We start from the raw sequence: 26,442 nt of genomic DNA, 5'->3' as shown, positions 1-26,442 counted from the left end.
CCATGTGATGCAGCCATGACCCACGGGCGGCGTTGCGCCATGGTGTAAGTCTATGAGGGGTAATGGGAATGACGGTGGTGCGGCGGACGATTCGGGGTGTGGCGCTGGCGGCGGCGGGGCTGCTCGCGGCGACGGGGGCGATCGCCGAACCGATCCCCGAACCGATCAGGGTCATGACCTTTAACGTACGCTATGCGTCGGACGAGGGGGCGACGCGCTGGGCAGTGCGGCGGCCGGTAATGGCCGAATTGATCCGCCGCGATGCGCCCGATGTGATCGCCACGCAGGAACTGCTCCAGCGGCAGGGCGACGACCTGACCCGTGCGCTGCCCGGCTATCGCTGGTTCGGGCGCGACCGGATGGGTGGGCATGCCAATGAGCATATGGGGATCTTCTATCGTCCCGACCGGCTGACCCTGGTCGCGCATGGCGATTTCTGGCTGTCCGACACACCGGATGTCGTCGGCAGCCAGAGCTGGGGCACCGACCTGCCGCGCATGGCGAATTGGGCGGTGTTCGAGACCAAGGGGGAGAAGCCGCACCGCTTCCTGTTCCTCGACACGCATCTTGCCCACCGCGACGAGGATGCCGACGCGCGCGACAAGGCGGCGGCGCTGATCCTGGCGCGGCTCCCCGCACTGGCCAAGGGGCTGCCGGTGGTGGTGGCGGGCGACATGAACGCGCGGCCCGACACGGCGGCCTATCGCCGCTTCGCGGGCGCGCTGACCGACGCCTGGCCTACCGCCGCACGACGCGAGGGGCCGGAAATGACCTTCCACGACTTCACCGGTACGCCCGACCGGCGGATCGACTATCTCTTCCTGCGCGGCTTTCGCGCGGAGTCGATCGCGACCGATAGCTATCATCAGGACAAGACCTATCCGTCGGATCATTTTCCGGTCCGGGCGACGCTGGAATTTGCGGACGAGGATCGCTGACGCCCTGCAATCCTCCCCTTGCGCGGGGAGGATGTCAGCCGAGCAGCGCCTGAAGCGGCTCGGTCAGGATTTCGTCGATGCGGCCATCCCGGCGGACCAGAATGCGTGCCGCGACCTGTAGCGGCGCCAGTGCCGACAGGTCGGGGAACAGTATCGCCACCGCCGTCGCCAGCGCATCGGCGAGCATCCCGGTCTGCGCGATGACATGGACCGCGACCACGCCGTTGTCCGGCGGGTGGCCGGTGCGCGGGTCGAGGCCATGCTCGCCCTTGCGATAGGTCCCGCTGCCCGCCACCGCCATCTGGTGCAGCGCCACGCGCATCGGGGCCGCGTCGACGCGCGGCGGGGTTTCGAGATCAACCCACCAGGGATCGCCATCGGGCCGCGTGCCGCGCCCGACCAGTTCCCCGCCCACCTCGACCAGACAATGGCCGAAGCCCAAACCTGCGAGCATGTCGGCGACCGCATCGGCGGCATAACCCTTGGCGATGCCCGACAGGTCGAGCGCGACGCCGCCCGGCTGCCAGAGCCGCGCCGCGCCTGCGTCCCAGCGCAACCGTCGCCAGCCGCCCGTCGCTTGGGCCAGTGCAATCGCCGCCGCATCGGGCAGGGGCTGCGGCCCCTTCGGCCCATGGCCCCAGAGATCGACCAGATGCCCGATCGCCGGATCGAATGCTCCGTCGCTCAGCGCCGCGACCCGCAACGCCGTGTCGATCACGGCCGCAAAGTCGGGCGACAGCGCGATCCAGCTTTCCGATGGCGATCGCTTGAAGCGTGAGAGCACCGAGTCGGTCGCCCAGTGGCTCATCTGCGCGACCAGATCGTCGAGCCGCGCCTGCACCGCTTCGCCCACGCCTTGCGCACCGGCCACGTCGCGGGTGGCGTAGCGCACGCGCCACATCGTCCCCATCGTCTCGCCACCCAGCGTGACGATGGCCGCCGGATCGCCACTCGCCACGGCGTTCGGGTCGATCCGGGGCGGCAGGACGATGCGCATGGTTACGGCGTCATGACTTCAAGGGTGGTGGTGTAGCTCATCCGCCGCTGCGTCGCGCGCGGGGCGGTCGGCTTGTCGTCGGTCAGCGTCGCGTTCAGCCAGTACATGCCCGCCGCCGGCCAGGCATAGCTCAGCACGCCTTGCGCGTCGGTCGTCACCTCCTTGGCGCCTTCGGCATCGCGGTAGCGCTTGCCGCCGGGGACGATCGTGACCTTCAGGTTCGGTGCGGGCTTGCCGTCGACCAGGAAGCGGAACTTCGCCGTCTCGCCCGCGACCAGTTCGTCCGGGTGGGTGACGGGATCGAACTCCAGCCCCTTGCCCGTCGGTTTCAGCACGGTGCGCGTCGGCTCGCCTGCGGTGACGAAAATCTCGTTGCGGCCGAGCGTCTCGGTCAGGGTCACATCGGTCGCGTTGGCGGGGATGTCGGCGACGGTCAGCGGCGGCTGGCGCATGCCGCTCGGCCCCGGCGGCCCGCCGCGCCCGCCGACGCGCTTCTCGACGCCGTCCACCTTGAAGCTGCCCATGATGCCCGCCATCTCGGTCCCGATCTTCCAGGTGCCGGGCTTATCGAGCTGCACGTCGAAAACCGAGCGATAGCGCCCGGTCGAGCCGTTCTGGATATGCCCCGGCGTGCCGTCGGGCTGCCAGACCTTCACCATCTCGATCCGGCCGGGCTGGTGGTCGGCATAGAACAGGTCGTTGGACACGGCGCTGTCGACCGTCACCCAGCTGTCGGTGCCCGAAAAGATGGTGCCAGAGGGGAGCAGCCACATGCGATGCGCCGAGGCCAGGCCCGGTATCGCCAGCAAGGCGGCGGCGGCGAGCAGTCGGAGGCGATGCGTCTTCATGATGACCCTTCCCTGTCAGCGGGCCGAAATGGTGACGGCACCCAGTTCATGGCTGCCCGCAGCGCGGCCCTGGGGATTGGGCACGGTCAGCGGCACCTGCACCAGCTCGCGCCCGCCCGTCTCGCGCGCGGCCTCGACATTCAGGACATATTGGCCGGGCTTCAGGTCGGCGGGCAGCGGGATGGCATGGGTGCCGGGCGCGCGGGTCGCGCCGCTGATGCCGTTTGCGGGCATCGCCATGCTCCGTCCGCCCTTCCGCCACCAGGCGCGCAGATCGGCCAGCCATTTGGTGCCGGGCTCGCCGACGGTCTTGTTGACGGCATACCAGACCGCCAGCGTGCGCGCCGGGCCGCCGCTCGCGGGCTCCAGCCAGACCGCGACATAGGGCTTGTGATATTCGGCGACGTTGAGGCGCGGGATGGTGACGTTCACCGTCGCGGCCCCTGCCGCCCCCGGCAACGCCACCACGCCCAGCGCAAGAACAGCGGTCGATCGCATCGTGAAACTCTCCATCAGTGCAGGAAGAAGACGGCGATCGCCGCCGGAAGCAGGAAGCCCGCCGCGACCAGCGGCCAGGTCGAGGGCCGGTGCCGCGCGTGCATCTGGAGCAGCAGCAGCCCGGTCAGGGTGAAGACGATACAGGCGACCGCAAAGGCGTCGATGAACCAGAACCAGGCGGTCCCGGCATTGCGCCCCTTGTGCAGGTCGTTGAGGTAGGAGACCCAGCCGCGATCGGTCCGCTCGGACGTGATCGCGCCGCTCGCCCGGTCGATACTGACCCAGGCGTCGCCGCCGGGGCGCGGCATGGCGACATAGACCTCGCCGTCCGACCATTCGCCCGGCCGCCCGGCGGGATCGAGATCGACCGCGCGCGCCACCGCCTCGGCGACGCGCGGCGGCAGGGGGGCGTCATTCGTCTTCGGATTGGCCAAGAGCGGGCGCAGGCCGGGGGCGAGCAGCCCGCTCTTCTGCACCGTCTTCGGGCTGGCCGAGATGCTGGCGGCGTGGTTGAGGGTCAGGCCGGTGATCGCGAACAGCATCATGCCGACCAGCGACACCGCCGCGCTGATCCAGTGCCAGGTGTGAAGCTGTTTCAGCCACCAGCCGCGCCATTTGCGCTTCTTGGGGCTGGGGGCGGTGGCCGCGCTCATGCGTCGGCCCAGCGGCGCAGCAGGTTGTGATAGACGCCGGTCAGCTCGACCACCGAGCGATCGCCCTGCCCCTTGTCCGCCCCCACCCGCTGCACCGCGCGGTCCAGGTCGAACAGGATGCGCCGTTCGCCATCGTCGCGGACCATGGATTGAATCCACAGGAAGGAGGCGACACGGGCCCCTCGCGTGACGGGCTCGACCCGGTGCAGGCTGGAGGCGGGATAGAGGACCGCGCTGCCCGCGGCCAGCTTCACCCGCTGTTCGCCGTACAGATCCTCGACCACCAGCTCGCCGCCGTCATAGGCGTCCGGGTCCTCGAGGAAGAGGGTCAGCGACAGGTCGGAGCGCATCCGGAAGTCGCTGCCCCGCTTCAGCCGCACGGCATTGTCGACATGCACGTCGAACGCCTGGCCGCCCGCATAGCGGTTGAACAGCGGCGGATAGACCTTGAGCGGCAGGGCCGCCGCCACGAACAGCGGCGACCGCCCCAGCGCGTCGAGGACCATCCGCCCCGCCTCGACCGCCGCCCCCGAATCCTCCGGCAACTGCTCGTTGCGCTTGGCGAGCGCCGCCTGCGGGCCGGAGGTGGCATTGCCGTCCGCCCAGGCTCCCGCATCGATGACGCGGCGGACCTGGGCGACCCCGGCGGGATCGAGGATATCGGGAAGGACGATCAGCATCGACGAAGGCTAGTCCGGTCAGAAGTTGTAGAACAGGCTCAGCGTCGCCTGACGCCGGTCGCCGGGGATCGCCCAGCCGCCGGTGATGTTGCCGGTCGTCGCGTTGATGTTGTTGCGCACGCCCGTGACATATTTCTCGTCGGTGAAGTTCTGGACGTTGAGCTGCATCGTCCAGCGCTGGGCGATGGTATAGGCCAGGAAGGCGCGGTGGATCAGATAATCGTCCACATCGAACTGCACCGGATTGGCCGCGACCGGCGCATTGGTCGCGAACGATCCCTGATAGGTCAGGCCGTAACCGACCTCCAGGCCGAAGGGCAGCTTATAGGTGGTGAACAGGCTGCCCGAATGTTTGGGCGTCTGGATCAGCTGGCTGCCCGCCTGCGGATCGAGCACGCCCGCCGCCTTGTCGCGGTTGGAGATGCTCTGCAGCACCTTGCCGTCGAGATAGGTATAGTTGGCGAAGATCGTCCAGGCCGGGGTGATCGATCCCGACGCACCCAGCGCGATGCCGTCCACCCGGCTGCGCCCGTCCAGCACCTGCAAGCCCACCGGCAGCGCCGGATCGTTGGAGGGCACGCGGTAATTGGTCCGCTCGTTGCGGAAGACGGCGGCGGTCAGCTCCAGGCGACGGCCGAACAGCCCCGCCTTCACGCCCGCCTCATAATTTTTGGCGGTTTCGGGCGCGACGGCACAGGGGTTCGCAGCGGTCGCGGTGGACGGCACGCCGCAACCGAGCCGGACGGTCGTCGAGGACGGTGTCTTGGCGTTGCCATAGCCCGCATAGACGCTGACATTCTCGACCGGGTGGAATACCGCGCCCGCCCGCCAGGAGAACAGCTTTTCGCGGCTGGTCTGCGGAGCAGCCTGAAGCGCGGTCAACTGGGTCGAGCCCGGCGGCACTACGGTGAGCGGCAGGGCGCGGAAATTCGCTTCCTGATATTCCCAGCGCACGCCGCCATTCAGCTCGAAGAAGCGGTTCAGCGCCAGCGTGTCGAAGGCATAGACGGCCAGATTGCGCGTCTCGCTGCGCGATTGGGCGGTGGTCGTGAAGTTGACCGGGCCGGTATAGTTGGTGTTCGGATTGGCGATGTTGATCAGCGGCAGCGGCGACACCGCGCTGCCGTCTGCATTGCGCAGCAGCGAGCCTTGGGTGATCTGGTAATTCTCGATCATGCCCGACATGCCGATGTTCAGCACATTGTGGAAACCACCCTTCGCGCCTGCTTCATGGCGCAGGTCGATCTGGTCGGTCAGCATCTGGTTCTGCTGATCACGGACCAGCCCGCGCGGGCCGGAGGGCAGATAGAAGCCGGCGGGCACATTGGCGGGGCAGGCCGCGCCGACGGTTGCGCCCGGCGTCGCCGTCACCGGCTGGCGACCAGTGGCGGCGAGGCAGAACGTCCCCTGCGGCGCTGAGGTGACGCTATCCTGCGTAACCTGCTGCCAGCGGGTCAGGTTGCGCACGCTCCAATGCTCGTCGATCTGGTGGCGGAAGGTCGCGGTGAAGCGGTCGACAATGCTGTCCTGCCGGTCGAGATTGGCGATGCCGAAATAGCTGGAGCGCTTGGCCCCCGGCACGAAGCCGTCGACCAGGCCATTATCGAACCAGGGGATGCCGTAGACCGGCGTGTTGCGATCCTCCTGATGGACATAGGCGAGCGTCAGGCTGGTCGGGCCGCCGATGCCGATCGTGACCGAGGGCGCGATGCCCCAGCGCTGCATCTTCTCGACATCGCGGCCGGGCACGTCGTTATGGTGGTACGCGCCGTTCAGGCGCACCGCGACCAGATCCGACACGCGGACATTGCTGTCGATCGCGCCGCGATAATAATTGTCGGTGCCGACCGAGCCCTGCACGATGGTCAGCGTCTCGGACGTGGGCACCTTGGAGACGAGGTTGATCGTCCCGCCGACCGAACCCGATCCGTTGAAGACGCTGTTCGCGCCATTATAGACCTCGACCTGTTGCAGGTTGAACGGGTCGGTACGGCTGTACTGCGCGCTGTCGCGCACGCCGTCGATGGTGATGTCGTTGCTGGCCGAATAGCCGCGCAGATTGATCGAATCGCCGTAACCGCCGCCGCCCTCGCCCGCGCCGAAGGTGATGCCCGGCAGCGTCTGGAGCACGTCGCGCAGCGTCTGGAGGTTCTGCTTACGGATGATCTGCTCACTGACCACGGTGATCGTCTGCGGCGTGTCGAGCAGCGCGGCGGTCGCCTTCGGGCTTTCCAGGCTCGCGGCGTCGGTCGCACGCTGGCCGGTGACGATCACGTCGCGCTGGCCGGTCGAATCCTGCGACTTCGCGGCGGCGGCGCTCGGCGCTGCGTTATCGGCACGCGGGCCGGTTTCGGCGGCGGCGACATGGGGCGCGGTGGCCAGGAAGCCCACGCACGACAGGGCGATGAACGAATGTGACATGAATCTTTCCCCTTTGCCGCGCCAGCTATTGAGAAACATTCGCACTGTCAACGCGATTGATAATGATTATCAAAATGTCATCGAATGATGGAGGCGAGGCAGGGGAGCCGGTCCGAAATGGACACCGGTCGGCATCGGGATCGAGGCGCCATCCGGCTCCAAAAATTCGAAATTTGTCGATCCCGAAACCAAAATTTTACGTCACATGGGTTAGATTTCAGGAATGGAAGAGACGTCGACCACGAATCGTTACATCCAGATCGGGAGCAATCAGGTCGCGCTCGGCATGTATATCCACGCGCTGCACTGTTCATGGCTGCACAACCCGTTTTGGCGAAAGTCCTTCCTGCTCACCGAGCCAGAAGACCTGGCGAAGATTCGCGAGTCGGTTCCGACCGTCACCATCGACCTGGCCAAAGGGCGCGGACCGACGATGATCGACGCGAACGAGACGGTGGAATTGCCCTTGGCACCTCCCGCCGAAACGCCTGCGACGCCGGTCGTCACGTCGCTCCGCCCGCGCCGCGCCAAGCCGCCGACCGAGCTGGAGCGGGCGAGCGCCGTGTCCGAGCGTGCCACCGCCGCCGTCGCGCACCTCTTCGACGAAGCGCTGCTGGGCCGCACCATCCGCACCAGCGATCTGGTCCCGATCGTCGAGGACATCGCCGAGACGACCGCCAAGAGCGCTGCCGCGATGATCGCCGTCACGCGGCTGAAGGATAAGGGCCAGTATATCTATATCCACTCGGTCGCGGTGGGCACGCTGATGATGAGCCTGGCGCGTCATCTGGGTCTGAGCGAGGAGGAGGTGCATGTCGCGGGCATGGCCGGACTGCTCCATGATATCGGCAAGATGCATATCGCCGCCGACATCCTCGACAAACCCGGTCGCCTGAATGCCGAGGAAATGGTGGAAATCCGACGTCATCCGGGTCTGGGCCACAGGATCTTGGTCGACATGAAGGATCTCGACCCGCGCATCCTGGACGTGTGCCGCCACCATCACGAGCGGATGGACGGGGCGGGCTATCCCGACGGTCTGAAGGGCGACGAGATCAGCCAGTTCGTCCGCATCTCGTCCGTGTGCGACGTCTATGACGCGGTGACGTCGATACGCCCCTATAAGCGCGCCTGGTCGCCGCACGAGGCGCTGGCGCAGATGATCGAATGGGACGGTCATTTCGACCCGGAGATGCTGCGCGTCTTCATCTCCAGCCTGGGCGTCCAGCCATTCGCCGCGCTGGTCCGCCTCCATTCCAACCGGCTGGGCATCGTCGTGCGCGAAGGGGAAAGCCCGACCCGGCCGATCGTGCGCACCTTTTTCGACATTCCCAACCATGTTCCGACCGCGATCGAGGATGTGGCGACCGCGCACGACCCCATATTGCGCGCCGAGCGCGGCGATTACTGGTTCGGCGAACGCTGGCCTGCGCTCCAGGCCGAAATCCTGGCCGAACCCGCCGTCCCCGAAGCCCCGCTGAAACGCGTGGTCGGGGGGCTGTAACTCCAGCCGGTGACACCGAAACCGCCACTGGATAAGGCCATGGACCAACCGCAAGCATGGGGTGCCGCGATGCTGATCCGCCAGGCGACAGAGGATGACGCCTTGGCCATGAGCCAGGTGCTGAGGGAAATCATCGCCCTTACTGGCCGTTCGCGCCCGCACGATCCCGCCTTTACCCTCTCCCACTATATCGCGGCACCGGACGGCATTTTGTGCAGCGTCGCGCTCGACGACCATGGGGCGATGGGATTCCAGTCGCTGAAGCGCGCGGCGGCGGGCAATCGCTATAACTTGCCCGAAGGCTGGGGCATCATCGGCACGCATATCAGCCCGCGTGCCCATCGGCGGGGCATCGGCAAAGCGTTGTTCGCCCGCAGTCTGCACGCCGCCAGCGAGGCCGGGCTGACCCGAATCGACGCCACGATCGGCGCGGATAATCCGATGGGCTTACGCTATTATGCAGCCATGGGTTTCCGGACCTATCGGGAAGGGAACGGGATCGTCCAGAAGCTCTTCGAGCTGACGCCAGACGGCTGAACCTGAGTAGCACGCCGCGATGGCGGGAGGACGTGCAATTCTGTATGGCGCGCGGGATGATCCGCCTCAGTGAATTGAAACTGCCTCTCCACCATGCGGACGAGGCCCTGCCCGCCGCCATCTGTCGCCGGTTGCGCGTGACGCCGCGCGAGCTGGTGCGCTTCGTGATCGCCCGGCGCGGGCATGATGCGCGCGACAAGAACAATATCCAGCTCGTCTATTCGGTCGATGTGAACCTGAAGAACGAGGCCGCCGTGCTGGAGCGGTTCCGCCGCGACCGCGATGTACAGCGCACGCCCGATACCCGCTATCACCTGCCAAGCGGGCCGCCGCCGGGCACCAAGCGCCCGGTGGTGATCGGCGCGGGCCCCTGCGGCCTGTTCGCCGCGCTGGTGCTGGCGCAGGCGGGATATCGCCCGATCATCCTGGAGCGCGGCAAGGTGGTGCGCGAGCGGACTCAGGACACCTGGGGCCTGTGGCGCCGGAGCGTGCTCAACCCCGAATCCAACGTGCAATATGGCGAAGGCGGGGCGGGCACCTTTTCGGACGGCAAGCTCTACAGTCGGATCAAGGACCCGCGCCACCTGAACCGCAAGGTGCTGACCGAGTTCGTGAAAGCGGGCGCGCCGCCCGAAATCCTGACCGAGGCGCATCCGCATATCGGCACCTTCCGCCTGGTCACGATGGTCGAGAGCATGCGCGCGACCATCGAGGAGCTGGGCGGCGAATATCGTTTCTCTACTCGCGTCGACGGGCTGGATGTCGCGACGGACGGATCGGGCCAACGCCGGGTGCGCGGGCTGCACCTGAACGGCGGCGGCTATCTGGAGGTCGATCATGTCGTCCTCGCCATCGGCCATAGCGCCCGCGACAGTTTCGCGATGCTCCAATCGGCGGGCGTCTATGTCGAGGCCAAGCCCTTTTCGATCGGCGTACGGATCGAGCACCCGCAGGGGTGGATCGACCGCGCGCGCTTCGGGCATCAGGCGGGCAATCCGATCCTGGGCGCGGCCGAATATCACATCTCGCACCACTGCCAGAACGGGCGGACGGTCTACAGCTTCTGCATGTGTCCGGGCGGCACCGTCGTCGCCGCGACCAGCGAAGAGGGCCGCGTCGCGACCAACGGCATGAGCCAATATTCGCGCAACGAGCGCAACGCCAATTCGGGCTTCGTGGTCGCGATCGATCCGGAGCGCGACTTTCCCGGCGATCCGCTGGCGGGCCTCGCGCTGCAACGCCATTGGGAGGAGCGCGCCTATGTCGCGGGCGGCTCCAACTACAAGGCCCCGGCGCAGCGGGTCGGCGACTTCCTGGCCAAGCGCCCCTCGACCAGCCTGGGGTCGGTCACGCCCTCCTATCGCCCCGGCGTGACGCCGACCGACCTGTCCGAATGCCTGCCCGACTTCGTGGTCGAGGCGATGCGCGAGGCGATTCCGGTCTTCGGCCGCCAGATCGCCGGATACGACCATCCGGACGTGGTGATGACGGGGGTGGAGACGCGCACTTCGTCGCCCGTCCGCTTCACGCGCGGCGAGGACGGGCACAGCCTGAACACCTACGGTCTCTATCCTGCGGGCGAGGGCGCGGGCTATGCGGGCGGCATCCTGTCGGCGGCGGTCGACGGCATCAAGACGGCCGAGGCGGTCGCGCGCAGCATCGGTACGTCTTGAAGATCTTCTTCGACGGCGGCCTTCGCCCCGGCGGCATGGAATATGCGGTGGTGCTGGGCGGGAAGGCGCATGTCGTGCGCGACCTGGGGCCGGGGACCAGCATGACCGCCGAGTGGCTGGCGCTGATCGCCGCCACGCGCGCGGCGCACGAGGCCGGGCTGGCGGACGCGCTGCTGTTGGGGGACGCCGCCGCGGTGGTCGCGCAGGCCCTGGGCAAGGTGCGGGTGCCGCCCGCGCATCTGGTCCATTTCGCGACCTGGGCCGCCCTGCCGCGTCCGCCGCGCTTTCGGTTGCGCCATATCAAGCGCACCCAGAACCTCGCCGGGATCGCGCTGGCGCGGCTCCAGGCTGACGTTTCCCGATAGCGTTATCATTTTGCCGATCCTATGATCCGCGCATGGCCCATGGCCGCGCGGAATCGGGCGCGAGCCGGGCATAGGAGAGGGATGAGATGCGGATGGGGCATTCACGGTCCGGCGCCGGGCGGCGCATGGGTTTGATGGTGTTGCTGGGCACGGCGGCAGCGTGGCCCGCCATGGCGGAGGCGCGACCGCGCATCCTGACCCCGATGAGCGCGCACGCCGTCCTCCAGCGCGACCGCCCGATCATCGTCGAGGGTGCGGCCGATGCGGGCGAGGGCGTCACCGTGACGCTGGGCGGGGCGAGTGCCAGCGCGACCGCCGATGGCAAGGGCCGGTGGCGCGCCACCTTGCCCGCCATGGTGGCGACCGCGACGCCTCTGACCCTGACCGCCACCGGCAAGGATGGCGCAGTGGACACGATGGACGACCTGTTGGTCGGCGATGTCTGGCTGTGCTCGGGCCAGTCCAACATGGAATATCCGACCAAGCAGGCGCTGAACGGCGAGGGTTTGGTCAAGGGTGCGGCCAACGACCATATCCGCCTGCTCGACGTGGCGCATCATGTCGGCCTGTCCGCCGACGAGCCGCTGGAAAAGCGCCCGGTCTGGGCCGCCGCTTCGCCCGCCAGCGTCGCCGATTTCTCCGCCGCCTGCTATCTGATGGTCAAGGATCTGGCCGCCAAGTCGAACGTGCCGATGGGCGCGATCGATTCGAGCTGGGGCGGGACCAAGATCCTGCCTTGGGTCGATGCCACCGATGCGCGCAAGCTGCCTGGCCTGAGCGCCGATGCCGACCTGCTGGCGCTTTATGCCCGCGACCATGCAGCGGGGCTGCGCAGCTTCGGCGACCGCTGGGGCGACTGGTGGCGCAAGGCGAGCGGGACGAAGCGCGGGCAGGAGCCATGGAACGCGCCCGATCGGCTGAGCTGGACACCGGTGCCCAAATTCTCCCCCTGGGAGGAATGGGGCGTGCCCGCGCTCGCGGATTACAACGGCCTGGTCTGGTTCCGGCAGGGCTTCGACCTGCCGACCCCTCCCACTGGCGACGGGGTGATCGAGCTGGCGGGGATCGACGAGCTGGATACCGTCTGGATCAATGGCGTGGTCGTCGGCGCGACCTTCGGCTGGGGCGACTGGCGGCGCTACACCGTGCCGCGTTCGGCGCTCAAGAAGGGGCATAACGAGATCGTCGTCGGGCTGGGTGACACCTATGGTCCGGGCGGCATGTTCGGTCCCGCCGACAATATCCGGTTCACGCCCGCCGGGGGGCAACCGATCCCGCTCGGCACCGGCTGGCGCTATTCGGTCTACAAGGCGAACGACCAGAGCTATCCCCGCAGCCCGTGGGAAAGCCATGCAGGGCTGGGCACGCTCTATAACGGTATGATCGCGCCGCTGGGGCCGATCGGGTTGAAGGGCGTCGCTTGGTATCAGGGCGAGTCCGATGTCGGTCTCGCCAGCTATGGCGATCGGCTGGCGGCGCTGATGACCGGATGGCGGCGGCAGTTCCAGAACCCGGAATTACCCTTCCTGATCGTGCAGCTCGCCAATTTCGGATCGCCGCCGGTCAGGATTGGCGACAGCGGCTGGGCGGCCTTGCGCGAGACTCAGCGTCTGGCGGTGCTGCGCGATCCCCATGCGGCGCTGGCGACGACGATCGATATCGGCGTACGCAACGACATCCATCCGGCCGACAAGAACGAACTCGCCAAGCGGCTGGTCTTCGCCGAACAGCATCTGGAGGCGGGTGATCGTGCCAATGCCTCCGGGCCGATGATCGCCTCGGCGACCCGTGCAGGGAGTGAGGTGGTGCTGCGCTTCAGCGGTGTGCAGGGCGCGCTTCATGCGTGGAGCGCCGCCGCGCCGATCGGGTTCGAGCTGTGCGATGCCTCGGCCTGCCGTTATGCCAATGCGACGGTGAACGGGGCGGAAGTGCGGCTGGCCGATGCGAAGCCGGGCGATGTACGGGTGCGCTATGCCTGGGCCGATGCGCCGGTGGTCAATTTCTATGACGAGGCCCCGCATCCGGTGGTGCCGTTCGAGATGGCGATTACGGGGAACTGACCTGTAACACCCTCACCCTTCCCACCCGCTAAAGCGGGCGGGCCCCTTCCCTCTCCCAGTGGGAGAGGGAGGGAGGCGCGAAGCGCCGGAAGGGTGAGGGTGGTTCATCACAGGAAACACCACCACTCGACGCGTTCGACCGACCAACGTCCCCAAAATGCGCTTGAAATAAAATGTCATCCGGTTGAAAGATAGCAACGACCCGAGCAGACTCGGGCAAAGCGTTGAGGAGAGAGCATGGCCGTGCCGCCAGAAGGCATTTCGCGCGCCAACCTGGCCCCGTTGCAGCTGCATGTCCCTGAGCCGAAATTTCGGCCGGGCGATGCGGTCGACTTCGCCAGTGTCGAGGTTCCGCCCGCCGGAGCGCAGCGCCGCCCCGACACCGCCGCGCCCGCCGACAGCTTCCATGAACTCGCCTATACGCTGATCCGCGTGCTGGATGAGGAGGGCCGCGCGGTCGGTCCCTGGGACCCTAAGCTCTCGCCCGATCGCCTGCGCCGGATGCTGCGCCACATGGTGCTGCTCCGCGCCTTTGACGAACGCATGTTCCGCGCCCAGCGTCAGGGCAAGACCAGCTTCTATATGAAGGCGCTGGGCGAGGAGGCGGTCGCCGTCGCCGCCGCCCATGCGCTGGATTATGAGGATATGTGTTTCCCCTCCTATCGCCAGCAGGGGCTGTTGATCGCGCGCGACTGGCCGCTGGTCGACATGATGAACCAGATCTATTCCAACAGCGCGGACCGGCTGGGCGGCAAGCAGTTGCCCATCATGTATTCGGCGAAAGAGGCTGGCTTCTTCTCGATCTCGGGCAATCTGACGACGCAATATCCGCAGGCGGTGGGCTGGGCGATGGCCTCGGCCGCCAAGGGCGACACCCGCATTGCCGCCGTGTGGTGCGGCGAGGGTTCGACGGCGGAGGGCGACTTCCACTCGGCCTGCACCTTTGCCGCCGTCTACCGTGCGCCGGTGGTCATGAACGTCGTCAACAACCAGTGGGCGATCTCCAGCTTTTCGGGCTTCGCGGGCGCGGAGGCGACGACCTTTGCAGCGCGGGCGATCGGCTATGGCATTGCGGGTCTTCGGGTCGACGGCAACGACGCGCTAGCGGTCTATGCCGCCACCCAATGGGCCGCCGAGCGCGCGCGGACCAACCAGGGCGCGACGCTGATCGAGCATTTCACCTATCGCACCGAGGGGCACTCCACCTCGGACGATCCGACGCAATATCGCTCGGCGGGTGAACCGACCGCCTGGCCGCTGGGCGATCCGATCCGGCGGTTGAAGGATCACCTGATCGGCCTGGGCGAATGGGACGAAGAGCGCCACGCCGCGCAGGACCGCGAAGTCGCCGAGGAGGTCCGCGCCGCGCAAAAGGCGGCCGAGGCGAACGGTATCCTCGGCCACGGCCTGCACCAGCCGCTCGACAGCCTGTTCGACGGTGTATTTGAGGAGATGCCTTGGCATTTGCGCGAGCAGCGCCAGCAGATGCTCGACGAGGAAGAAGCGAGCGGACGGCCATGGGCGCGGAAGTGACGGCCGTCGCCTGTTCCCCGGCGAAGGCCGGGGCCCAGTCGCCACGCAGCCTGTGGCGCGCCCCGCCGCCCCGCCGCGATGACACCGCAACTGGACCCCGGCCTTCGCCGGGGAACGGTGCTGGTAAGGGTTCTGTCCTGTGAACGAAGTCACCGTAACCGTGCCCGAAACGGGCGAAACCACCCGCATGAACATGATCCAGGCGATCAATTCCGCCATGGACGTGGTCATGGCGCGCGACCCGGATGTGGTCGTGATGGGCGAGGATGTCGGCTATTTCGGCGGCGTCTTCCGCGCGACTGCGGGTCTCCAGAAGAAGTATGGCAAGACCCGCGTGTTCGACACGCCGATCACCGAATGCGGCATCATCGGCGTCGCGGTCGGTATGGGGGCCTATGGCCTGCGCCCGGTGCCCGAGATCCAGTTCGCCGACTATATCTACCCGGCGCTCGACCAGCTGGTCAGCGAGGCGGCGCGGCTGCGCTATCGCTCGGCGGGCGAGTTCACCGCGCCGATCACGGTGCGCTCGCCCTTCGGTGGCGGCATCTTCGGCGGCCAGACGCACAGCCAGTCGCCGGAGGGCATCTTCACCCATGTCTCAGGGATAAAGACGGTGATCCCGGCGACGCCCTATGACGCCAAGGGTCTGTTGATCGCCGCGATCGAGGACAATGACCCCGTCCTCTTCTTCGAGCCCAAGCGCATCTATAACGGCCCGTTCAACGGCCATTGGGATCGCCCGGCGGAGAACTGGTCCAAGCATCCCGGCGGCGAAGTCCCGACCGGCTATTACCGCATCCCGCTGGGCAAGGCGGCGACGGTGCGCGAAGGCGAGGCGGTGACGATCCTGTGCTACGGCACGATGGTCCATGTCTGCGCCGCCGTGGTCGCCGAGATGGGCGTGGATGCCGAGATCATCGACCTGCGCACGCTCGTCCCCCTCGACATCGATGCGATCGAGGCGTCGGTGAAGAAGACCGGCCGCTGCATGATCGTGCACGAGGCGACGCGCACCGGCGGGTACGGTGCGGAGCTGTCCGCGCTGGTCCAGGAACGCTGCTTCTATCACCTCGAAGCGCCGATCGCGCGCGTGACCGGCTTCGACACGCCCTATCCGCACAGCCTGGAATGGGCCTATTTCCCTGGCCCGGTCCGTATCGGCCAGGCGCTCAAGACCTTGTTGAAGGACGCCTGACATGGCTCGTTTCACCTTCCGCCTGCCCGACATCGGCGAAGGCATCTCCGAGGCCGAGATCGTCGCCTGGCACGTCAAGCTCGGCGACCGGGTCGAGGAGGACCAGTCGGTCGCCGACATGATGACCGACAAGGCGACCGTCGAGATGGAATCGCCGGTGTCGGGCACCGTCGTCGAACTGGCGGGCGAGGTCGGCGATCAGGTGCCGATCGGATCAGCGCTGATGGTGATCGAGACCGATGCGGTGGAGGAAGCCGCGTCGCCTGCGACCGAGGAATCGGTGCTGGAGGCGGAAAATCCCGGCGTCGAAGAAGCGCCAACTCCCTCTCCCCTTGTGGGAGAGGGGCGGGGTGAGGGGGCGCCGCAAGCGACGTCCCCCGTGGCCACCCCTCACCCCGACCCTCTCCCACAAGGGGAGAGGGAGCAGGAGAAGAAGGTGTTGGCCTCGCCCGCCGTCCGGGCCCGCGCACAGGACCTGGGCGTCGACCTTGCCAGCGTGAAGCCCGCCGAGGGCGACCGGGTGCGCCATTCGGACCTCGACGCCTTCCTGCGCTATGGCTCGGGCCAGGGCTATACCCCCGCCCGTGCCCCCCGCGCCGACGAAGCCGTGCGCGTCATCGGCATGCGCCGCCGGATCGCCGAGAACATGGCCGCCTCCAAGCGTTCCATCCCGCACTTCACCTATGTCGAGGAAATCGACGTCACCGCGCTGGAGGAGACGCGTGCGCAGCTGAACGCAGGGCGGGGCAGCCGGCCCAAGCTGACGATGCTGCCGCTCCTCATCGTCGCGATCTGCAAGACGCTGCCCGACTTCCCGATGCTCAACGCGCGTTATGACGACGAGGCGGGCGTGGTGAACCGTTCGGGCGCGGTGCATATGGGCATGGCGACGCAGACCCCCGCCGGGCTGATGGTCCCCGTCATCCGCAATGCCGAGAGCCGCAATGTCTGGCAGCTGGCGACGGAGATCGGCCGCCTTGCCGAGGCCGCGCGTGCAGGCAGCATCGCCAGCACCGACATGGGTGGCGGCACGATCACCCTGACCTCGCTGGGGCCGCTGGGCGGTATTGCGACGACCCCGGTCATCAACCGGCCCGAGGTGGCGATCATCGGCCCGAATCGTATCGTCGAGCGGCCGGTCTTCCGCTCCGACGGGCGCGGTGGCGAGACGATCGCGCGGGCCAAGCTGATGAACCTGTCGATCAGCTGCGACCACCGGGTCGTCGATGGTTATGACGCGGCAAGCTATGTCCAGGCGCTGAAGCGGTTGCTGGAGACGCCGGTGATGCTGTTCGCGGATTGAGGTTGCGCGCTGGGCGAAGGCGGGGCGTGCGCTTCGACTTCGCTCAGCGTGAACGGCGTTGGTGTTTTTTCCCAACATCCGTTCAGCCTGAGCGAAGTCGAAGGCCATGCGTGAACCTATCCGCCGGGCGCGCGTCCTATCCTCGAGACAGGAGGATGCCATGCGCGGAATGACGGCGGGATCGCTGGAAATGACGTCGGACGGGACGGTGCGCGGGATGGTCGGCGGTGACGTCATCGTCGCCTCGGGCGTGCACGCCACGATCAAGGGCATGGTGGCCGGCGACGTCATCGTCGAGCGCGGCGCGACCGTGCGGATCACCGGCATGGTATCCGGCCGAGTCGTCAATCTGGGCGGCGCGGTGAAGGTGAAGGGCATGGTCGCGGGGTAACGCCCGGCTTGCCATCCGCCCCCCAAGCGTGAACAGGGGGCGGCATGACGACCGATCATAATGCGCGCACCGGCCTGTTGCTGGGCATCGGCGCCTATATCAGCTGGGGTATATTGCCCCTCTATCTCAAGCTGTTGAAGGGTGTGCCCGCGCTTCAGGTGCTGGCGCATCGCATCCTGTGGTCGCTGCTGTTGCTGGCGATCGTCGTGCAGGTCGCGCGGCGGGGCAAGGCGATCATCGCGGCGGCGCGGGGGCGTACCCTGTTGCTGCTCTGCGCCAGCGCGGCGCTCATCGCGGTCAACTGGCTGATCTATATCTGGTCGGTCCAGAACAACCATGTGCTCGAAGCCAGCCTGGGCTATTTCATCAACCCGCTGGTCAATGTCGTGCTGGGCGTCACCCTGCTTGGCGAACGGATCCGGCGGGGGCAGGCGATTGCGGTCGGCGTCGCCGCAATGGGCGTGGCGGTGCTGGCGATCCATGGCGGCGGCGCGATCGGCATCTCGCTCGCGCTGGCGCTTTCCTTCGGTTTCTACGGCTTCGTGCGCAAGATCGCGGCGATCGATGCACTGGGCGGGCTGACGGTCGAGACGCTGCTGCTCGCCGCGCCTGCGCTGTTCGTGCTGTTCCAGGCGAGCGGCCACGGGACGGCGGCGTTCGGGGTGGATCGGCATCTCGACATGCTGCTGATCCTGGCGGGCGCGGTGACGGCGGCGCCGCTATTGATGTTCGCGGCGGCGGCACGGCGGATGCGCTACGCCACGCTCGGGCTGCTGCAATATATGTCCCCGACCCTGCAATTCGCGCAGGCCGTGCTGCTGTTCGGCGAGCCGTTGAAGCCGGTGCACATCGTCACCTTTGCGCTGATCTGGACGGGGTGTGCGCTTTACGCCTTCGATAGCGTACGGGGGAGCCGGACGCCGGTGACGGCGGAATAGGTTCGCGCGGAGGCGCAGAGGGAGATTGCCCAGCCGAAGGCGGCCTTCCCTGTCATCAGCGCGGCTTTGTCTGCGGGTTGATAGGAGGGTGCCGGTCAGGCTCGTCTAAACATCTCTGCGCGGACCAAAAATCACCTCCGCCCACCCTGCAATTTGGCGACCGCCCGCCGTAGCACTCCGCGCGGCGCGACCCGCGTGCTGGCGGCGGTCAGCCGGTTGAGCAGCCCCGACACCATCACCGCGTCCCCCCGCTCCAGCGCGGCGAGGCCATCGCGCACCACCTGTTCCGACCCAGAAGCGAAGCGCTCGAACAGCGGCGTTTCGGCCATGCCCGCGACATCGGCGAACTCGGTCTTCGTCGGCCCCGGACACAGCGCGGTCACCGTCACGCCGCGTGCGCGTACCTCTTCGTGCAGCGCCTCCGAAAAGTGCAGCACGAACGCCTTGCTGGCATAATAGACCGCCATATACGGCCCCGGCTGAAAGGCGGCGGTCGACGCGACGTTCAGCACGCGCCCCCGCCCGCGCGCCAGCATAGGCGGCAGGACGGCATGGGTCAGCGTCACCAAGGCCCGGACGTTGAGATCGATCATCCCCATCTGCGTCGCCAGATCGCTGTCGGCAAAGTCGCCCAGCGCGCCGAACCCGGCATTGTTGATGAGCGTATCCACCACCAGTCCCCGGTCGGCGATCCCGTCGAGCAGCGCCTTCACCCCTTCGGGCCGTCCCAGATCGGCGGAAACGACATGCACCTCGACATCCGGCCGCGCGCCCAGTTCTTGCGCCAGCGCTGCCAGCCGGTCGGTCCGCCTGGCGGTCAGCACCAGCGTCACGGGTTTCTTCGCCAGCGCCCGCGCGAAATCCGCGCCCAGGCCGGCCGAGGCGCCGGTAATCAGGATGGTGTCGGGCATCGCCATGTCTCCCAAGAAGCGGCCATGCCTTCGGCCAGCCGCCGCCAAATCCAGACCCTTAGCAATCCGCATCGCGGAGGCGGGTTCCGTGAGATCGTCGTCGGCAATTTGGGTGAGGTCGGGCGTGGGGGAAAGGGCGGCCCGTTTTCCAGGCCGCCCGGCATCCCCTCCCGGCACGGAGCGCTTGGCTCCCGATGCCTAGGCGCCGTCCCGTGTTCGGCCGGTCACCCTGACATGGCCATTCTCTAATCCGGTCCGGGCGATGGGCTCAAGCACCTGTTTGCACGCGCGCGAAAGAAGTCCTGCGGCTGTGTCTTTCGAGCAACGGGTATGGTGCTGGCATCGGGTGCTCCAGGCGGGCTAATAGGAGGGCATGACCATCGAAATCCATCATGACGGCCCTGTCGCCATCCTGACGCTACGGAATCCGCCAAATAATCATCTTGGACTGGGAACCATTTTGCAATTGGCGGAAGCGTTCGACGCTGCGGATTCGGACCCGGCGATTCGCGCCATCCTGCTTCGATCAGAAGGTCGGGTATTTTGCGCGGGCGCGGACCTGGTGAACGCGAACCCGGTCGCCGATCCGTTGCCGCCGGGCGAGCGCAGCCCCTTTTACATGGCGGCGGCGCGGCTGTTCGGGGTGGCGACGCCCGTGGTCGCGGCGGTGCAGGGGGCGGCGGTCGGCGCGGGGCTGGGGCTGGCGCTGGTCGCTGACTTCCGCATCGCGACACCCGAGGCGCGGTTCGTGGCGAATTTCGTCCAGCTCGGGCTGCATCCGGGCTTCGGCATCTCGGCGGTGCTGGAGCGGGTGATCGGCCGCCAGCGGGCGTCAATGATGCTGCTGACCGGGCGGCGCATCCGGGGCGAGGAGGCGGAGGGCTGGGGGCTGGTCGACCAGCTGGTGTCGGCGGACATGCTGGAGGCGACCGCGCTGGCGCTGGCGCACGAGATCGCGGGCACCGCGCCGCTCGCGGTGGCGTCGACCCGGCGGACGTTGCGGGGGGATTTGCGCGCTCTGGTCGAGGCGGCGACCGATCATGAACTGGCCGAACAGGCGATATTGATGCGCACCGAGGATTTCGCCGAAGGCGTGCGCGCCGTTACCGAGCGGCGTCCGGGGCGCTTTCAGGGGCGCTGAGAGACGCGTCGCGCCGATCCGAAAACCGGGGGCCGTCAGTCGAGCGTGATCGCCGCATCGCTCCCCGGCACCGGCAAGGCTTCGCCGAACCGCACGGTGCGGACGCTGGTATATTCCCCGTCCACCGGTTCGGCATGGACATGGATGATGCGGCGTGTGCCGTCGATCGCCCAGTAAGTGGGGATGTCGGCGCGCGCATAGAGCATCCGCTTCAGCCCCAGATCGCGCGCTTGCGTCGTCTGCGCGATCTCGACCACCAGCAACAGGTCCGCCGGGGTGAGGAAGCGATTTTCGGCGACGGGCGCGCGGAGCAGGGCTGCGTCGCACGCCACGACGGTCGAGTCGTTCAGCATCAGGCCCGTTTCGCCACGGACCAGGGCTGGTCCCATCTTTTGGGCAAGATAGAAGACGACATGGGCTTGAGCCGCGGAATGACCGTTCATTGGCGGGTTCATCCGTTCCAGCTCCCCCTCGATCAGTTCGACCTTCATGCCCTCGAACGCCCCGCTTTCGACCATGTGCAGGAATTCTGCGCTGGTGAAGCGGGCGCGGGTGTCCGGGGAGAGGCGGGCCAGTTGGTTCACGGTGGCGATCCTATCATGACGGCCTGGGCGAGCCTAGCCGCGCCCTATTTTCTGCAATAGCCTTCGCCCGGCTTCACCGTCAGGCATTCGGTCTTGCCCGCCAGATATTTCAGCCCCGTCGCATCGCCGTTCGTCGGGCGCAGCGTCTCGCGCACGCCATTGCGATCGAAGACGATGGTGTCGCCGACCTGCTCGCCCCGGAACTCGCCCTTGTGGTCGAGGTCCCATTGCATCTCCAGGCGATAGCGGCCCGGCGTCGCGGCATGCCGGATGGTCAGATACATGCCCTCCACCCCGACATAGCGTCCGACATAATCGGGCGCCTTTTTCTTCGGCAGGCCGGTGAAGGTCGATCCGTCCCCGGCCGGACCGGCCGTGGCGGCGCCGCTGGGGGTGTTCGTCGGCGCCGCCGCGTTCTTCACCTCGTCCGGCGTCTCGCGCGAACAGGCGGGCAGGGAGCATAAGGCGGCGAGGATCAGGATGCGCTTCATGGCGCGCAGAACAGCCGAACCGGACGGCGCGTTCCCCCCCGCAGTTTCCCAGCGCCAGCGTGTGTCGCGGCCCGTCCGCGAAGGGGTAGCCATTCACCCCGCACGCGCGTAAAGGCGCACCCATTCCATCCCCATCTGCCTGGAGCGCCCGTCCCATGCGCATCGCGATCGCATCCGATCATGCCGCCGTCTCGTTGAAGGTCGTGCTGGCGGACTGGCTGCGCGAACAGGGTCATGAGGTACTGGACCTGGGGACCGACGGGACCGCCAGCGTCGACTATCCCGATTTCGGCCGCGCGATCGGCGAAGCGCTGGCCGATGGGCGCGCCGAACGCGGCGTCGCGCTGTGCGGATCGGGCATCGGTATCTCGATCGCGGCTAACCGCAACCCCGCCTGCCGCTGCGCGCTCGTGTCCGAGCCGCTGTCGGCCGCGCTCGCCCGTCAGCATAACGACGCCAACGCCATCGCTATGGGCGCGCGCGTCATCGGCGAGGAAATGGCCAAGGCCTGCCTCGAAGCCTTTCTGTCCACCCCGTTCGAGGGCGGACGTCATCAGCGCCGTGTCGACATGCTGTCCACTGCGCCCGCCCAGAATTGAACGCCAAGGATACCCTCATGAGCACGCTTAACGACGTCCAGCCCGCCGGTTTCTTCACCCGCACCCTCGCCGATGCCGACCCCGCCGTCTTCGCCGGTGTCGCGCACGAGCTGGAACGCGAGCAGACCCAGATCGAGTTGATCGCCTCCGAGAACATCGTCTCCAAGGCGGTGATGGAAGCGCAAGGGTCCGTCTTCACCAACAAGTATGCCGAGGGCTATCCGGGCAAGCGCTATTATCAGGGCTGCGCGCCGTCGGACGAGGTCGAGCAGCTGGCGATCGACCGTGCCAAGCAGATTTTCGGCTGCGACTTCGTCAACGTCCAGCCGCATTCGGGCGCGCAGGCGAACGGCGCTGTCATGCTGGCGCTGGCCAAGCCCGGCGACACGATCATGGGCCTGTCGCTCGACGCCGGTGGCCATCTGACGCACGGTGCCAAGGCGGCGCTGTCGGGCAAGTGGTTCAACGCGGTCCAGTATGGCGTCGATCCCGAGACGCACCTGATCGATTATGACGAGGTCGCCCGGATCGCGCGCGAGAGCCAGCCCAAGATCATCATCGCGGGTGGCTCGGCCTATCCGCGCGTCATCGACTTCGCCAAGTTCCGCGCCATCGCGGACGAGGTCGGCGCCTATTTCATGGTCGACATGGCGCACTTCGCGGGCATCGTCGCGGGCGGTTTGCACCCGACCCCGTTCGGCCATGCGCATGTCGTGACCACCACCACGCACAAGACGCTGCGAGGTCCTCGCGGCGGCATGATCATGACCAATGACGAGGCGATCGCGAAGAAGATCAACTCGGCGGTCTTCCCCGGTCTTCAGGGCGGTCCGCTGATGCACGTTATCGCCGCCAAGGCGGTCGCGTTCGGCGAAGCGCTCCAGCCGGAGTTCAAGACCTATATCGCGGCGGTCGTGGAGAATGCCCGCGTGCTGGCGGCGACGCTGAAGACGCGCGGGGCGAATCTGGTCGCGGGCGGCACCGACACGCATCTGGCGCTGGTCGACCTGACCCCGCTGGGCATCACCGGCCGCGACGCCGACGAGGCGCTGGAGCGGGCCGGCATCACCTGCAACAAGAACGGCATCCCCAACGATCCGCTCCCCCCGATGAAGACCAGCGGCATCCGCGTCGGCTCGCCCGCTGGGACCACGCGCGGTTTCGGTCCGGCCGAGTTCGAACAGATCGGCCATATGGTCGCCGATGTGCTCGACGGTCTGAAGGCCAAGGGCGAGCATGGGGATCCTGAGGTCGAGGCGAACGTTCGGACCCGTGTGCGCGAGCTTTGCGCGCGCTTTCCGATCTACCAGGGATAAGGACGTTTCAAATGGCCAAGTTCGACCAGAAATTTGCCGAGGTGCAGAGCGACATCAAGTCGACGCCGGGCCTGGGCAAGAGCATGGCGAAGTGGGGCGCGCTCGGCGCCGTCGTCGCGATCCCGGTGCCGTTCGTCGGCCCGATCTTCGGCGCGGCGGCGGGTGCCGGCTACGCCTATTTCAAGGCGAAGAAGAAGATCTGAATGCGCTGCCCCTTTTGTGGCCATGAAGACAGTCAGGTAAAGGATAGCCGCCCCACCGAAGATGGGGCGGCGATCCGCCGCCGCCGCCAGTGCGAAGGCTGCGGCGCGCGCTTCACCACGTTCGAGCGCATCCAGCTGCGCGAGCTGTTCGTGTTGAAGAGCGAGGACCGGCGCGAACCGTTCGACCGGGAAAAGCTGCTCCGCTCGATTTCCATCGCGACGCGCAAGCGGCCGATCGATCCGGTGCGGGTGGAGAAGCTCGTCTCCGGAATCCAGCGCCAGCTAGAGACGAGCGGCGAGGGCGAGGTGTCGTCCAAGCGGATCGGCGAGATGGTGATGGAGGGGCTGAAGGGCCTCGACTCGGTGGCGTATATCCGGTTCGCGAGCGTGTACCGCGAGTTCGGCGAGGCCAGGGATTTCGAGGCGTTCGCCGGGACGGTGGAAGAAGTGGCTCCTCGGGGGGAGTGATTTGGTGAGGTCCGGGCGTGGGCTTCGACTTCGCTCAGCCTGAACGGAGGTATTGAATAGCAGATTGTACAAACAGCCGGTCAGGCTGAGCGAAGTCGAAGCCCAAGGGAATCCCTTGCCCTCAACCTGGGAAGCGATAGCCTCAGGGAATGGCCTTCTATTGCTACATCCTCCGCTGCTCCGACGGCAGCTATTACACCGGCCACACCGAAAACCTCGAACACCGCATCGCCCAGCATCAGACCGGCGACGTCCCCTGCTACACCCAGACCCGCCGCCCGATCGAACTGGCGTGGTCGCAGGACTTCCCAACGCGCCACGAAGCCCTCGCTGCCGAACGCCAGATCAAGGGTTGGCCTCGCGCCAAGAAGACCGCCCTGATCGCAACCGACTGGACGGCGCTAAAAGAAGCCGCGATACCCCGCGCCGAACGTGCCCTTCGACTTCGCTCAGGGCGAACGGAAGATTGAATTTTGTCCCAGCCCCAATCCCAGCCCCCCGTCATCGTCCTGGTCCGCCCGCAGCTTGGCGAGAATATCGGCAAGGCCGCGCGTGCCATGCTGAATTTCGGGCTGGTCGAGATGCGCCTCGTCACCCCGCGCGACGGCTGGCCCAATCCGCAGGCGGGACCGGCGGCGTCGGGCGCCGACATCGTGCTGGAACAGGCCAAGGTCTATGAGAGCGTCGCCGATGCGGTCGCCGACTGTTCGCAGGTCTATGCCACCACCGTCCGCAAGCGCGGCGTGACCAAGCCGGTCGTCACCCCGGAAGAGGCGGCGCGCGAAATCCATGCCGACGCTGTGGGCCGCGCGGCCTTCCTGTTCGGGCCGGAGCGCTCGGGGCTGGAAACCGACGATGTGGCCATCGCGCGCAAGATCGTCACCGTGCCGATCAACCCCGAATTCGGCAGCCTGAACCTGGCGCAGGCGGTGATCCTGATCGCCTATGAATGGTCGAAGGGGATCGCACTGGCCCAGCCGCCCGAAGTCGAACTGCCCGAAGTCGCGCCGCAGGGCGAACTGGACGGCATGATCGGTCAGCTGGAGGATATGCTGGAGAATGCGGGCTTCTTTTTCCCGCCCGACCGGACGCCTGCGAGCAAGCGCACCCTGCGCACCCTGCTGACGAAGCCCGGCTGGTCGAGCCAGGAAGTGCGGACGCTGCGCGGCGTGCTGTCGACGCTGGCGCGGCCGCGTCAGCGATAAAGGGGAAAGTCCCCCACCTCCGTTCCGGCTGAGCGAAGTCGAAGCCCAAGGGATGGCGTTCGCCAAACGCTACCTGTGGCGGAGGTCGGGGCGTGGGCTTCGACTTCGGCGCAAAGCGCCGAAGTTTATCCTGAGCGGCTGGCTTGCCAGCCAGCCGAAGGGCTCAGCCTGAACGGGCGGGGGTTAAGGGGAGGGGGCGCTTACCCCCGCGTCCGGTCGAACGTCGCCAGCTCATAGGCGATCGAACCTTCGACCAGCACTTCCCAGATATCGGCCACCACCGCCTCGGGCACGCCCAGGCGCTGCGCTTCGGCTCGGGCCTGGTCGATCACCTGGCGCTTGCGGTCCTCGTCGCGCACGCGGTCGCGGGTCGGTTTGATCCGGGCGGCGGCGTCCATATAGGCGAAGCGGCGCGCGAGCAGGGCGACCAACTCGCGGTCGAGCTGGTCCACGCCCGCGCGGACCTCCGCCATGGTGGTGCAATCGGGTCCGGCGAGAATCTGGGTCATGTTCCAAGGCTCTGCCGGGTGGCGTCCGTGCTGTCCAGTCCGGCTTGCCGATCGGAGCGGGCGCGGGTTAGCATGGCGCTGCGTTCGAATGGGGAGATAGGACGATGCTGACCGCGTTGCTGCTGCTGGCCCTGACCGGGCAACAGGCCGAACCCGCGCCCGCCCCGGTGAAGGAGAGGAAAATCTGCCGGGTTCAGGAAACCACCGGCTCGCGCCTGGCGTCCAAGCGGATCTGCAAGACCCAGGCGGAATGGGACGAGATCGCCGCCAATGCGCGCAACGACGTGCAAAACGCGACCGATCGGCTGAACACCGCCGCGGGGCGCTGACCACCGCTTCGCTTGACTCCGGCGTGCGTGTCGTCTAGGCGCGCCGCTTCGCAATTGCCCCCGCATCCCGGTGAAGCGGTGGGCCTGCGCTTGTCCCCATAAAGGCTTGCATGGTGCGATACCGGGACCAACGTCGTTCGTAATTGCCAAGG

29 protein-coding genes are annotated in these 26,442 nt (G+C 67.2%); 19 read left to right on the top strand and 10 right to left on the bottom strand.

Features of this window, described 5'->3' with window-relative positions; translation table 11 throughout:
• Positions 1 to 68: 68 nt before the first annotated feature.
• Positions 69 to 938 carry an endonuclease/exonuclease/phosphatase family protein gene (locus KV697_RS09855; RefSeq protein WP_257575812.1) on the top strand — a complete coding sequence of 290 codons (870 nt, stop codon included), beginning with the start codon at positions 69 to 71 and terminating at the stop codon, positions 936 to 938.
• 34 nt (positions 939 to 972) lie between these two features.
• On the opposite strand, the gene KV697_RS09850 is transcribed toward KV697_RS09855, so the two are convergent.
• From KV697_RS09850 to KV697_RS09825, 6 genes are read right to left on the bottom strand one after another with little or no spacing between them, the layout of a single operon-like run.
• Entirely contained in the window at positions 973 to 1,935 is a 963-nt protein-coding gene (locus KV697_RS09850) for an FAD:protein FMN transferase (RefSeq protein WP_219021112.1), read from the bottom strand.
• A 2-nt stretch (positions 1,936 to 1,937) separates the two neighbouring features.
• On the bottom strand, positions 1,938 to 2,783 hold the full coding sequence (locus KV697_RS09845; RefSeq protein ID WP_219021111.1) for a DUF4198 domain-containing protein: 846 nt from the start codon (positions 2,781 to 2,783) through the stop codon (positions 1,938 to 1,940).
• Between the two features lie 15 nt (positions 2,784 to 2,798).
• Complete coding sequence (locus KV697_RS09840; protein WP_219021110.1) at positions 2,799 to 3,281, bottom strand: DUF2271 domain-containing protein; 483 nt, start codon at positions 3,279 to 3,281, stop codon at positions 2,799 to 2,801.
• 14 nt (positions 3,282 to 3,295) lie between these two features.
• Entirely contained in the window at positions 3,296 to 3,934 is a 639-nt protein-coding gene (locus tag KV697_RS09835) for a PepSY-associated TM helix domain-containing protein (RefSeq protein ID WP_219021109.1), read from the bottom strand.
• A complete protein-coding gene (locus KV697_RS09830; RefSeq protein ID WP_219021108.1) occupies positions 3,931 to 4,614 on the bottom strand; it encodes a Fe2+-dependent dioxygenase in 684 nt (227 codons plus the stop codon). The genes KV697_RS09835 and KV697_RS09830 overlap by 4 nt, the downstream gene beginning before the upstream one ends.
• Positions 4,615 to 4,632: 18 nt before the next feature.
• Positions 4,633 to 7,035, bottom strand: a complete 2,403-nt coding sequence (locus KV697_RS09825) for a TonB-dependent receptor (protein WP_219021107.1) — start codon at positions 7,033 to 7,035, stop codon at positions 4,633 to 4,635.
• A 223-nt stretch (positions 7,036 to 7,258) separates the two neighbouring features.
• Here KV697_RS09825 and KV697_RS09820 point away from each other — a divergent pair, with 223 nt between their 5' ends.
• From KV697_RS09820 to rarD, 10 genes are all read left to right on the top strand, one after another.
• Positions 7,259 to 8,539, top strand: coding sequence for an HD-GYP domain-containing protein (locus KV697_RS09820; RefSeq protein ID WP_219021106.1), 1,281 nt, complete (start codon positions 7,259 to 7,261; stop codon positions 8,537 to 8,539).
• 39 nt (positions 8,540 to 8,578) lie between these two features.
• Positions 8,579 to 9,076 carry a GNAT family N-acetyltransferase gene (locus KV697_RS09815; RefSeq protein ID WP_219021105.1) on the top strand — a complete coding sequence of 166 codons (498 nt, stop codon included), beginning with the start codon at positions 8,579 to 8,581 and terminating at the stop codon, positions 9,074 to 9,076.
• 56 nt (positions 9,077 to 9,132) lie between these two features.
• Positions 9,133 to 10,749: an NAD(P)/FAD-dependent oxidoreductase gene (locus KV697_RS09810; RefSeq protein WP_219021104.1), complete on the top strand. Its 1,617-nt coding sequence runs from the start codon at positions 9,133 to 9,135 to the stop codon at positions 10,747 to 10,749.
• Positions 10,746 to 11,114 carry a reverse transcriptase-like protein gene (locus KV697_RS09805; protein WP_257575811.1) on the top strand — a complete coding sequence of 123 codons (369 nt, stop codon included), beginning with the start codon at positions 10,746 to 10,748 and terminating at the stop codon, positions 11,112 to 11,114. The genes KV697_RS09810 and KV697_RS09805 overlap by 4 nt, the downstream gene beginning before the upstream one ends.
• A 92-nt stretch (positions 11,115 to 11,206) precedes the next feature.
• The gene (locus KV697_RS09800; protein ID WP_219021103.1) at positions 11,207 to 13,174 is read left to right on the top strand and encodes a sialate O-acetylesterase; all 1,968 of its coding nucleotides are present in this window, start codon (positions 11,207 to 11,209) and stop codon (positions 13,172 to 13,174) included.
• Between the two features lie 237 nt (positions 13,175 to 13,411).
• A complete protein-coding gene (locus tag KV697_RS09795; RefSeq protein ID WP_219021102.1) occupies positions 13,412 to 14,707 on the top strand; it encodes a 3-methyl-2-oxobutanoate dehydrogenase (2-methylpropanoyl-transferring) subunit alpha in 1,296 nt (431 codons plus the stop codon).
• A 187-nt stretch (positions 14,708 to 14,894) separates the two neighbouring features.
• Complete coding sequence (locus KV697_RS09790) at positions 14,895 to 15,902, top strand: alpha-ketoacid dehydrogenase subunit beta (protein ID WP_219021335.1); 1,008 nt, start codon at positions 14,895 to 14,897, stop codon at positions 15,900 to 15,902.
• A 1-nt stretch (position 15,903) separates the two neighbouring features.
• Positions 15,904 to 17,205, top strand: a complete 1,302-nt coding sequence (locus KV697_RS09785) for a dihydrolipoamide acetyltransferase family protein (RefSeq protein ID WP_219021101.1) — start codon at positions 15,904 to 15,906, stop codon at positions 17,203 to 17,205.
• Positions 17,206 to 17,365: 160 nt separating this feature from the next.
• On the top strand, positions 17,366 to 17,596 hold the full coding sequence (locus tag KV697_RS09780) for a hypothetical protein (protein WP_257575809.1): 231 nt from the start codon (positions 17,366 to 17,368) through the stop codon (positions 17,594 to 17,596).
• Positions 17,597 to 17,640: 44 nt separating this feature from the next.
• Positions 17,641 to 18,534, top strand: a complete 894-nt coding sequence (rarD, locus tag KV697_RS09775; protein WP_219021100.1) for an EamA family transporter RarD — start codon at positions 17,641 to 17,643, stop codon at positions 18,532 to 18,534.
• A 131-nt stretch (positions 18,535 to 18,665) separates the two neighbouring features.
• Here rarD and KV697_RS09770 read toward each other — a convergent pair whose 3' ends face one another.
• On the bottom strand, positions 18,666 to 19,445 hold the full coding sequence (locus tag KV697_RS09770) for an SDR family NAD(P)-dependent oxidoreductase (RefSeq protein WP_219021099.1): 780 nt from the start codon (positions 19,443 to 19,445) through the stop codon (positions 18,666 to 18,668).
• Between the two features lie 373 nt (positions 19,446 to 19,818).
• Between KV697_RS09770 and KV697_RS09765 the strand changes: the two genes are divergently transcribed.
• Positions 19,819 to 20,586 (top strand): enoyl-CoA hydratase/isomerase family protein, encoded by a 768-nt coding sequence (locus tag KV697_RS09765; RefSeq protein WP_219021098.1) that lies wholly within the window; start codon positions 19,819 to 19,821, stop codon positions 20,584 to 20,586.
• 35 nt (positions 20,587 to 20,621) lie between these two features.
• On the opposite strand, the gene KV697_RS09760 is transcribed toward KV697_RS09765, so the two are convergent.
• Together KV697_RS09760 and KV697_RS09755 are read right to left on the bottom strand one after the other, a co-directional pair.
• Positions 20,622 to 21,170 carry a Uma2 family endonuclease gene (locus tag KV697_RS09760; RefSeq protein ID WP_219021097.1) on the bottom strand — a complete coding sequence of 183 codons (549 nt, stop codon included), beginning with the start codon at positions 21,168 to 21,170 and terminating at the stop codon, positions 20,622 to 20,624.
• A 44-nt stretch (positions 21,171 to 21,214) separates the two neighbouring features.
• Positions 21,215 to 21,754: a hypothetical protein gene (locus KV697_RS09755; RefSeq protein ID WP_219021096.1), complete on the bottom strand. Its 540-nt coding sequence runs from the start codon at positions 21,752 to 21,754 to the stop codon at positions 21,215 to 21,217.
• A gap of 62 nt (positions 21,755 to 21,816) precedes the next feature.
• Here KV697_RS09755 and rpiB point away from each other — a divergent pair, with 62 nt between their 5' ends.
• From rpiB to KV697_RS09730, 6 genes are all read left to right on the top strand, one after another.
• Positions 21,817 to 22,260 (top strand): ribose 5-phosphate isomerase B, encoded by a 444-nt coding sequence (gene rpiB / locus KV697_RS09750; RefSeq protein WP_219021095.1) that lies wholly within the window; start codon positions 21,817 to 21,819, stop codon positions 22,258 to 22,260.
• Between the two features lie 17 nt (positions 22,261 to 22,277).
• The gene (gene glyA, locus KV697_RS09745) at positions 22,278 to 23,576 is read left to right on the top strand and encodes a serine hydroxymethyltransferase (protein WP_219021094.1); all 1,299 of its coding nucleotides are present in this window, start codon (positions 22,278 to 22,280) and stop codon (positions 23,574 to 23,576) included.
• 11 nt (positions 23,577 to 23,587) lie between these two features.
• Positions 23,588 to 23,779, top strand: a complete 192-nt coding sequence (locus KV697_RS09740) for a hypothetical protein (protein WP_183950027.1) — start codon at positions 23,588 to 23,590, stop codon at positions 23,777 to 23,779.
• Positions 23,780 to 24,247 (top strand): transcriptional regulator NrdR, encoded by a 468-nt coding sequence (gene nrdR / locus KV697_RS09735; RefSeq protein ID WP_219021093.1) that lies wholly within the window; start codon positions 23,780 to 23,782, stop codon positions 24,245 to 24,247.
• 149 nt (positions 24,248 to 24,396) lie between these two features.
• On the top strand, positions 24,397 to 24,717 hold the full coding sequence (locus KV697_RS20280; protein WP_306822692.1) for a GIY-YIG nuclease family protein: 321 nt from the start codon (positions 24,397 to 24,399) through the stop codon (positions 24,715 to 24,717).
• 3 nt (positions 24,718 to 24,720) lie between these two features.
• Positions 24,721 to 25,452: an RNA methyltransferase gene (locus tag KV697_RS09730; protein WP_306822691.1), complete on the top strand. Its 732-nt coding sequence runs from the start codon at positions 24,721 to 24,723 to the stop codon at positions 25,450 to 25,452.
• Between the two features lie 200 nt (positions 25,453 to 25,652).
• On the opposite strand, the gene KV697_RS09725 is transcribed toward KV697_RS09730, so the two are convergent.
• Positions 25,653 to 25,961 (bottom strand): chorismate mutase, encoded by a 309-nt coding sequence (locus tag KV697_RS09725; protein ID WP_219021092.1) that lies wholly within the window; start codon positions 25,959 to 25,961, stop codon positions 25,653 to 25,655.
• Positions 25,962 to 26,065: 104 nt separating this feature from the next.
• On the opposite strand from KV697_RS09725, the gene KV697_RS09720 reads away from it, so the two are divergent.
• Positions 26,066 to 26,290, top strand: coding sequence for a hypothetical protein (locus tag KV697_RS09720; RefSeq protein WP_219021091.1), 225 nt, complete (start codon positions 26,066 to 26,068; stop codon positions 26,288 to 26,290).
• The last annotated feature ends 152 nt before the right edge of the window (positions 26,291 to 26,442 follow it).

This window comes from Sphingomonas sanguinis (genome assembly GCF_019297835.1).
Taxonomy (GTDB): Bacteria; Pseudomonadota; Alphaproteobacteria; order Sphingomonadales; family Sphingomonadaceae; genus Sphingomonas; species Sphingomonas sanguinis_D.
The sequence above is the reverse complement of the archived record's forward strand: the minus strand, read 5'-3'. Positions and strand labels throughout refer to the sequence as shown.

What these genes read in the sequence shown, in the direction of transcription:
- KV697_RS09815 (WP_219021105.1), top strand. Translation starts at nt 8,579, where the DNA reads ATGGACCAACCGCAAGCATGGGGTGCCGCGATGCTGATCCGCCAGGCG.
- KV697_RS09720 (WP_219021091.1), top strand. Translation starts at nt 26,066, where the DNA reads ATGCTGACCGCGTTGCTGCTGCTGGCCCTGACCGGGCAACAGGCCGAA.
- KV697_RS09850 (WP_219021112.1), bottom strand. Translation starts at nt 1,935, where the DNA reads ATGCGCATCGTCCTGCCGCCCCGGATCGACCCGAACGCCGTGGCGAGT.
- KV697_RS20280 (WP_306822692.1), top strand. Translation starts at nt 24,397, where the DNA reads ATGGCCTTCTATTGCTACATCCTCCGCTGCTCCGACGGCAGCTATTAC.
- KV697_RS09825 (WP_219021107.1), bottom strand. Translation starts at nt 7,035, where the DNA reads ATGTCACATTCGTTCATCGCCCTGTCGTGCGTGGGCTTCCTGGCCACC.
- KV697_RS09820 (WP_219021106.1), top strand. Translation starts at nt 7,259, where the DNA reads ATGGAAGAGACGTCGACCACGAATCGTTACATCCAGATCGGGAGCAAT.
- KV697_RS09810 (WP_219021104.1), top strand. Translation starts at nt 9,133, where the DNA reads ATGATCCGCCTCAGTGAATTGAAACTGCCTCTCCACCATGCGGACGAG.
- KV697_RS09800 (WP_219021103.1), top strand. Translation starts at nt 11,207, where the DNA reads ATGGGGCATTCACGGTCCGGCGCCGGGCGGCGCATGGGTTTGATGGTG.
- rpiB (WP_219021095.1), top strand. Translation starts at nt 21,817, where the DNA reads ATGCGCATCGCGATCGCATCCGATCATGCCGCCGTCTCGTTGAAGGTC.
- rarD (WP_219021100.1), top strand. Translation starts at nt 17,641, where the DNA reads ATGACGACCGATCATAATGCGCGCACCGGCCTGTTGCTGGGCATCGGC.
- KV697_RS09845 (WP_219021111.1), bottom strand. Translation starts at nt 2,783, where the DNA reads ATGAAGACGCATCGCCTCCGACTGCTCGCCGCCGCCGCCTTGCTGGCG.
- KV697_RS09840 (WP_219021110.1), bottom strand. Translation starts at nt 3,281, where the DNA reads ATGCGATCGACCGCTGTTCTTGCGCTGGGCGTGGTGGCGTTGCCGGGG.
- KV697_RS09855 (WP_257575812.1), top strand. Translation starts at nt 69, where the DNA reads ATGACGGTGGTGCGGCGGACGATTCGGGGTGTGGCGCTGGCGGCGGCG.
- KV697_RS09740 (WP_183950027.1), top strand. Translation starts at nt 23,588, where the DNA reads ATGGCCAAGTTCGACCAGAAATTTGCCGAGGTGCAGAGCGACATCAAG.
- KV697_RS09835 (WP_219021109.1), bottom strand. Translation starts at nt 3,934, where the DNA reads ATGAGCGCGGCCACCGCCCCCAGCCCCAAGAAGCGCAAATGGCGCGGC.
- KV697_RS09795 (WP_219021102.1), top strand. Translation starts at nt 13,412, where the DNA reads ATGGCCGTGCCGCCAGAAGGCATTTCGCGCGCCAACCTGGCCCCGTTG.
- KV697_RS09780 (WP_257575809.1), top strand. Translation starts at nt 17,366, where the DNA reads ATGCGCGGAATGACGGCGGGATCGCTGGAAATGACGTCGGACGGGACG.
- nrdR (WP_219021093.1), top strand. Translation starts at nt 23,780, where the DNA reads ATGCGCTGCCCCTTTTGTGGCCATGAAGACAGTCAGGTAAAGGATAGC.
- KV697_RS09765 (WP_219021098.1), top strand. Translation starts at nt 19,819, where the DNA reads ATGACCATCGAAATCCATCATGACGGCCCTGTCGCCATCCTGACGCTA.
- KV697_RS09770 (WP_219021099.1), bottom strand. Translation starts at nt 19,445, where the DNA reads ATGCCCGACACCATCCTGATTACCGGCGCCTCGGCCGGCCTGGGCGCG.
- KV697_RS09785 (WP_219021101.1), top strand. Translation starts at nt 15,904, where the DNA reads ATGGCTCGTTTCACCTTCCGCCTGCCCGACATCGGCGAAGGCATCTCC.
- KV697_RS09830 (WP_219021108.1), bottom strand. Translation starts at nt 4,614, where the DNA reads ATGCTGATCGTCCTTCCCGATATCCTCGATCCCGCCGGGGTCGCCCAG.
- glyA (WP_219021094.1), top strand. Translation starts at nt 22,278, where the DNA reads ATGAGCACGCTTAACGACGTCCAGCCCGCCGGTTTCTTCACCCGCACC.
- KV697_RS09790 (WP_219021335.1), top strand. Translation starts at nt 14,895, where the DNA reads ATGAACATGATCCAGGCGATCAATTCCGCCATGGACGTGGTCATGGCG.
- KV697_RS09755 (WP_219021096.1), bottom strand. Translation starts at nt 21,754, where the DNA reads ATGGCTACCCCTTCGCGGACGGGCCGCGACACACGCTGGCGCTGGGAA.
- KV697_RS09725 (WP_219021092.1), bottom strand. Translation starts at nt 25,961, where the DNA reads ATGACCCAGATTCTCGCCGGACCCGATTGCACCACCATGGCGGAGGTC.